Source organism: Senegalimassilia anaerobia JC110 (assembly GCF_000236865.1).
GTDB lineage: Bacteria > Actinomycetota > Coriobacteriia > Coriobacteriales > Eggerthellaceae > Senegalimassilia > Senegalimassilia anaerobia.
The window spans coordinates 363,076-369,657 of record NZ_HE611014.1 but is presented as its reverse complement, the minus strand read 5'-3'; the positions used below and the strand labels follow the sequence as shown (position 1 = coordinate 369,657).

The 6,582-nt window shown below is 64.0% G+C and carries 4 protein-coding genes; 1 reads left to right on the top strand and 3 read right to left on the bottom strand.

Annotated elements, in window-relative coordinates:
- The 3 genes from SFHG_RS01550 to SFHG_RS01540 form a co-directional block, all read right to left on the bottom strand.
- On the bottom strand, positions 1-785 hold a 785-nt coding region (locus SFHG_RS01550), incomplete at its 3' end, for a dimethyl sulfoxide reductase anchor subunit family protein (RefSeq protein ID WP_052297760.1).
- 3 nt (positions 786-788) lie between these two features.
- Complete coding sequence (locus tag SFHG_RS01545) at positions 789-1,457, bottom strand: 4Fe-4S dicluster domain-containing protein (protein ID WP_042432582.1); 669 nt, start codon at positions 1,455-1,457, stop codon at positions 789-791.
- A gap of 15 nt (positions 1,458-1,472) precedes the next feature.
- The gene (locus tag SFHG_RS01540) at positions 1,473-4,370 is read right to left on the bottom strand and encodes a molybdopterin-containing oxidoreductase family protein (protein WP_042432580.1); all 2,898 of its coding nucleotides are present in this window, start codon (positions 4,368-4,370) and stop codon (positions 1,473-1,475) included.
- A gap of 356 nt (positions 4,371-4,726) precedes the next feature.
- On the opposite strand from SFHG_RS01540, the gene SFHG_RS01535 reads away from it, so the two are divergent.
- Positions 4,727-6,241 (top strand): helix-turn-helix transcriptional regulator, encoded by a 1,515-nt coding sequence (locus tag SFHG_RS01535; RefSeq protein ID WP_148514780.1) that lies wholly within the window; start codon positions 4,727-4,729, stop codon positions 6,239-6,241.
- Positions 6,242-6,582 lie beyond the last annotated feature (341 nt).

Below are 6,582 nucleotides of genomic sequence, written 5' to 3'. Positions count from 1 at the left end.
AGCAGCTTCCAGCTGGCGGCGTCGCCCTTCTTGCGGGCGAGCACGCAGACGACCAGCGGCAACACGGCGCCCACGACCACGGCGCCCAGCCACAGCAGCGGCGCCTGGGCCCCGACGGTCGCGGCGGCGTCTGCCACGGCCTTGGTGGGGTGCGTCGGGTCGAAGTAGTAGCCCACCCGGGAGAACGCGCCGGCGCTCATCTGGATGAACGCGGCGTAGGCGGCAGTGCACACGGCGCCGATCGCGGAACCGGCCACGGCCGGCAGGCCGCAGGCATCGGCGTCCTCGCCCTTGGCGGCCAGCACGACGGCGCAGGTAGCCGGGCCGAGGAGGAAGGCTGCGCCCACGATGGAGAGCACCTCGAATACGGAATCCCATGCCGGGCGCGCCGGCATCATGTAGGAATGCGCACACACCGCGGCCAGGATCACGCTGATGACGATGGCGACCCAGGCCATCCACTTCGGCAGCGTGCCGCCGTCGTCGGACTTGCGGGCCATGACGAAGTACGCCACGGCGACCACGACGAACACCACAATCGCGATCAGCTCCTGCGTGATGCCGGAGGTGATGTGGCCGAAGCCGTTGAAGATGCGCTCCCAGTGCTGCAGGTGGAAGAACACGGCGATGCCGCCGGCGGCCAAAAGCACGCAGGACAGGATCGCCAGCAGCTGCTGGGACTTCTTACCGGCGTCCTTGAGCGCCAGCGCGCCGGCGCCGCCGAGCACGCCGCAACCCCATGCGGTAAGGGTGGTGAACAAAATCAGAGGCCATTGCAGTTCCATGATCTACTCCTCCCCTTGCCAATCGCGGTCGCGCAGGATGTACACGAAGCTGGGGTCGTTGCCCACGTCCGGCAGATGGTGAACGTCGGACTGCTTGTACTCCTGCACGCATTCCTTCAGCGTGATGCGCGTGTGCTCGGTCTTGTCGTAGCTCGGATCGCCCTCGGTCACGTCGACCACCCACGGCGCCTCGAACGAATCGATACCCTTGTCCAGGTCGCCGAAGAAGCGGGCACGGCCGCCGCATTGCGCCACGCAAGCAGGCAGCTCGCCTTGGGCGATGCGCTGCTCGCACAGGGTGCACTTCTCGACCACGCGCTCCTCGGTGTTGAGGTAGCGCACGCCATAGGGGCAGCTCATGGCGCAGAACTGGCAGCCGATGCACTTCGACTTGTCGATCTGCACGGTGCCGTCCTCGGCGATGTGGCTGGCCTCGGTCGGGCACACCTTCACGCACTCCGGGTCCTTGCAGTGCTGGCACTGCACGGTCAGGAAGTACATCTCCACATCAGGCCACGTTCCGCAGCCGTCCTTCTTCGGGTTCGGGCCGATGCGCAACGTCTTGTTCCAGTAATCGCCCACCGGCACGTTGTTCATGGCCTTGCACGCCACGCTGCATGCCAGGCAGCCCACGCAACGGTTCAGATCCGTCGCAATCGCATAATGGGTCATCTTCGCGCACCTCCTTTACGCTTCATCGCGAACGTCGTAGTTCGGCAGCCATTCCTTCAGACGCGGGTCGGAGGCGTCGTGGATGATCTCGTTGCCGTTGTGATCGCACGGCACGGGATTGCCGAACGGCGAGTTCTCCGCCGTTGCCTTGTAGATGTTCACGGGGTACGCGCGCAGGTAGCTGGTGCCGGAGATGCGGTCCTGATAGCCCTTGCCCGTGGTGACCAGGCAGTTGCAACCGCACAGGTCGTAACCCTTGTCGGCCTGATCGAGCTCGGGGAACCACCACTGATGCTCCAGGTTCACCGTGCCGGGCGCGATGCCGTGGTACAGGTCGGCCACCTGGCGGATCTTGCCGTTGTCGTTCTCGATCCACACCCAGTCGCCCTGCTCGATGCCCAAGCGCGCGGCATCCTGCGGGTTGATCTCGATGCGCGGCGCCGGCCACATCTCGCGGCACCACGGCAGCTGGCGATGCTCGGAGTGGAAGTACACCGGGATACGGCGGCCGGTCGTGGCGGTGAACGGGTACTTCTCGTTCATCTCCGGGTCGGAGATCGGGCTCAGCGGCGGCTCCTTGTACGTGGGCAGGAAGTCTTCCTCGTCCTCGGGCATGAACGTCTCGATGAGCGTGTTCCAAATCTCCATCTTGCGGGTCGGCGTGCCGAAGCCGGGCTTGGCGAACTCCTCGAGCGCGTTCTTGTCGCCGTATGCCTTCAGCGGCATCATGCCCGTCTCGTAGCGGCGATACGTGCCCCATGTGTCGGGCGCGACCACCTTGGCGTCCTTCCAGCCGTTCTTCTGGAAGTCGTCCTTGTACTCTTCCCATGTGATGGGATCGCCTTGGCGGCCGGTATTGAGCATGATGTCAAGGTTCTCGATGCGGCTGGGCCACTTGTTCTCGTCGGGACCCCACTGCTTGCCCATGTACTTGTAAATCATCGTGGCGATCTCGATATCGTGCAGCGTATCGGCGGGAGGCTCGATGGCACGGCACGTTGCGCCCTGGCCGCCCGACGGGCCTTGCGAAAGACGCGGGCAGTCGGTCTCAAGCCAGTGCTGCGCGGGAAGCAGGATGTCCGCCATGCCGGCGGTCGGCGTCTTCCACAGGTCCTCGCACACGAAGAAGTCCAGGTTGGGGAACGCCTTCCACTTCTGCAGGGAGTTCGACATGCACATGAAGTCGCCCGTGGAGCACCAGCCGGCCTTCACCGGGTACGGGTCGCCCGTCTCGATGGCCTTCCACACGCTGGCGTCGTCCGCCCAGCCCTGCCACCAGCCCAAAAGCGGGTAATCCTCGATGCCGAGCGTCTTGTTGAACTCCTCTGCCGAGATGTTCGGGATGCCGGGGGCCACGGCGCCAAGGCCGGCCTTAAAGATGAACTCGCCCTGGGTGCCGCCGCGATGACCTGCGGGAACGTCCCAGTTGCCCGACAGGCCGATGTAGGTGTCCATGGCGCGGCACATGGCGATGGCGTTGCAGCTGTGCTCGATGGCCAGCTGATATTGCACGCCGCCGTTGCCGTAGCCGGTGGACGGGTCGATGCGCGTGGCGTGGATCTTCGCAGCGCGCTCGATGGACTCCGCCGGCACGCCGGTGATCTCGGAGACCTTTTCGGGCGTGTACTCGGCCACACGTGCGGTGAAGTACTCCCACACGGGCTTGACCTTGGACTTGCGACCGTCTTTGAGCTCCACCTCGAACTCACCGTACAGCGCCGGGTCGATGGCCGGGTCGAACGGGGTCGGATCGGGAACCCAACCTTGGCTCACGCCGGGCACCAGATGCTCCTGCATGCCTTCGTGGCCGGCCGTGGGCTTGCTCCACGTCTCGCCTTCCCACAGGCCGCTGTCGGCGTCGAAGTAGGTCATGCGGTTGTTCAGGTTGTCCCACACCATGAACTTGTGCGGGTCGCCGTCTTCCTTCAAGTCGCTTTCCTTGAGCAGGCGCGTCTTGATCTGGCACTTGCCGCTGGTGAAGCGGTAGACCTCGTAGCCGGAGGGCTCTACATCGTTGCAAACCAGGAACGGCGCGTCGGTCCACTTCTTGGCGAACAGGTCGTCGTACAGATCGTTGTTGATCAGCACGTTCAGCCAGCCCATGGCCATGGCACCGTCGGTGCCGGGACGCAGGTTCAGCCAGATGTCGGCCTCCTTGCCCAGATTGGTCATGCGCGGGTCCACCACGATGTGCGTGTCGGCCTTCTCGGCGACATCGACCACGGTACGGCAGGAGTCGTCGTAGTTCGAAAGCTCCGGGCCGGTGCCCCAGGACGTGTACACCTTCGGGCGGCCGACCGTCTCCATCCACGATGCCTGCATCATGGAGTTCAGCGCGGTGGCGAAGAAGCGCGGGCCCTTGCACACCTGCCACGGGATGCACATGTTCGGGCTGCCGACCAGCTGGCCGAGCGCGCCGTACGCGAACATGCCCCAGATGCGGCTGGTGCCCGACATGCCGAAGATGGATTCTCCGCCGTAGCGGTCCATCGTCTCCTGCAGTTTCTCGGCGATGGTGCTCATCGCCTCGTCCCAGCTGATGCGCACCCAACCGGGATCGTCCTCGCCGCGGGCGTTCGTGCGCTTCATGGGATGGTACAAGCGGTCGGGGTGGTACGCCGCTTGCAGCGACGCCTGGCCCTTGCTACAGTGGTTGCCCATGGAATGGAACGCGCTCTCGTCGCCTTCCGTGCGGATGGCGCGGCCGTTCTCGACGATGACCCACACGCCGCATTCCATCTTGCCGCAGCCGCGGCAGCAGGAACGCACGCGCTTGGTCTCGCCCGCCTTGCTTTGGGTGGCGCTGTTCGACTCGGCCAGCGCGGCGCCCGTAGGCGCAACCACGGCAGCGGCGGCCGCAGTGGCGGCGGCCAGCTTCGTGAACGCGCGACGCGTCATATTCAGCTTGCCCATGCTCTCCTCCTTCTCTCGTCCTCTCGCTCCCGCAAACGCGCTGCAGCGGCATCGCGTCGCGGGGAGGAAAACGCTCCCTCGGGCGCTTCCCCGAGCATCAAGCGACTTCGCCCGCATTGCCGCCGACGTGTTGCGCTCAGCCCTTGCGTTTTCTCAACGCATCCGAAGATAGCGAGCGCGATAGGGCTTCGAAATCGGGCACGAGAGCCGATTTCGCAATATCGTGCGATATGCATGAGATGTTTGACCTGGGGGTTTTGCGGAATAACGAAATCAAGGCACCGACAAAGGCCCTCGAACCATCGAGCATTCGTATAATGAATGCAAGTTGATATGGGTTACCGGGGGAGCAGGTTTTGGGGAACTTGAAGACGAGCAAAGGCGACAAGGGGACGCGACGTCAGGCCGCTGGGCTTCTCACGCCCGCCATCGTCGGCATCGGTGTGGCGCTGGGATGCACGCTGGCATGGCCGCTCATGGCGTTTCAGAGTATGAATCTGTATATAGGGCTTCCGCATTACGAGGACATCCTCGACCAGGCGTACCTGCTGTCCATCATCGCCACCACCGTCACGCTGGCGCTCTGCGGCATCTTTCATAAGCAGTTCGACCGGCTGTTGGGCTCGGTGCCGGCGCGCTACCTGTTCCCCACCGGCATGGCCGTATGTACGCTGCTGGTGCTGGGCGCAGGCAACGAGGGAACGATCGGCACGGCGCTCGTCACCGCGTACGGCATAGGCACCGGCGCGTTCTCCGCGCTGTTCCTCATGAACTTCGGCGCGGTGCTGGGCGTGCTGTCGCTCAAGCAATCGGCCGCGGCCATCGCCATCGGGTACCTGGCGTCCACCATGCTATTCTTCGCCTTCCTGTTCTTCGGGCGCTTCGAGTCCGTGCTGTTCTGCGCCAGCATGGGTCCTGTGGCCGCGGCGTTTCTGTTCTACGGGGTTTCCAGCTTGCAAATCGATAAGAAGCAGGCCAACGCCCTGCCCCGTCAGGCCGACCCCGAGGACCCCGCCGAACATCACCAGCTGCTCCGCTTGATTTGCGCGTTCGGCCTGACGATGCTCGTATGCGGCGCGTCCTACGAGCTCTCGCGAACGTTGTACGTGCAGATGGGGCAGTTCGCCAGCAGCGATGTGACGCCTTACGCCGTCGCGCAGGCCTGCATCACCACGCTGACCGCTATCGGGTCCATCGGCGTGGCGCTCGTGCTTATCACCTCGAAGGGCATCCGCGGCCCCGAGGCGTGCTACCGTCTTATCACCACGTTCCTGCTTGCCGGCGCGCTGCTTCTGCCTGCACCGATGCTGTTCCCCAACGTACCCGCCTACCTGCCGCTGGCCATCGACGTCGGCGCGTTCCAATGCCTGGGCATGGGCATGTGGATTCTCATCGCCGGCCTGTGCCGCCGCTATCAGACCTCGTGCCTGTTCGCGTTCGGGCTTATCCGAGCCGCATGGTCGGCAGGCCCGCTCGTGGGCATGCTGATCGGGCGGTGGCTATGGTACGGCATCGGGCTCGATATCGCCGGCGCGTTCACTGCAGCCTGCATGTGCGTGCTGCTCATCGCGCTTGTGAACAACTTCGTGTTCACCGAGAACACACTAGCCAAGGCGCTCAGCATCATGCCGACCGATCGCAAGCAGCGCTTCCAAGACCGCTGCCGCGCCGTCATCGAACGCTACGGCTTGACCGAGCGCGAGGGCGAGATCATGATCATGTTCGCAAAAGGCCGCAACCTGCCCTACGTGCAAGAGGAGCTGTGCCTATCGAAGAGCACCGTGAGCACCCATCGCCAACACATCTACCAAAAACTCGGCGTCCACTCCGCCCAAGAGATGATTGACCTGATCCAAGAAGAGAACGGGTAGAGGGCGGGCAGAAGGTCCGTCCCGCAGCGCCGACGATGTCGGACGCTTCGGGGACGTAGCGTTATCTGCCCGGGTTTCCCACAGCGAAACGGCGGCCGCCGGCCGGAAGCGCAGCAGGGGCGAACCTGAGCCGCGCTTTCACGTAATCGCAAGCCAGACAGATAACGCTACGTCCCCCTATGTGTCATGCTATGTTTCATGACTTCGACGAAAACAAAACGAACTTCGGCTTCCCTTCATATAGCGATTGATTAGCTGCTGGGAAAGGTCGAGGCGTAAAATCGGCGCCGGTCAAACATCCGCGGCCCAAGACGCAAAACGGCCCCTTCCGCTTGGAGACA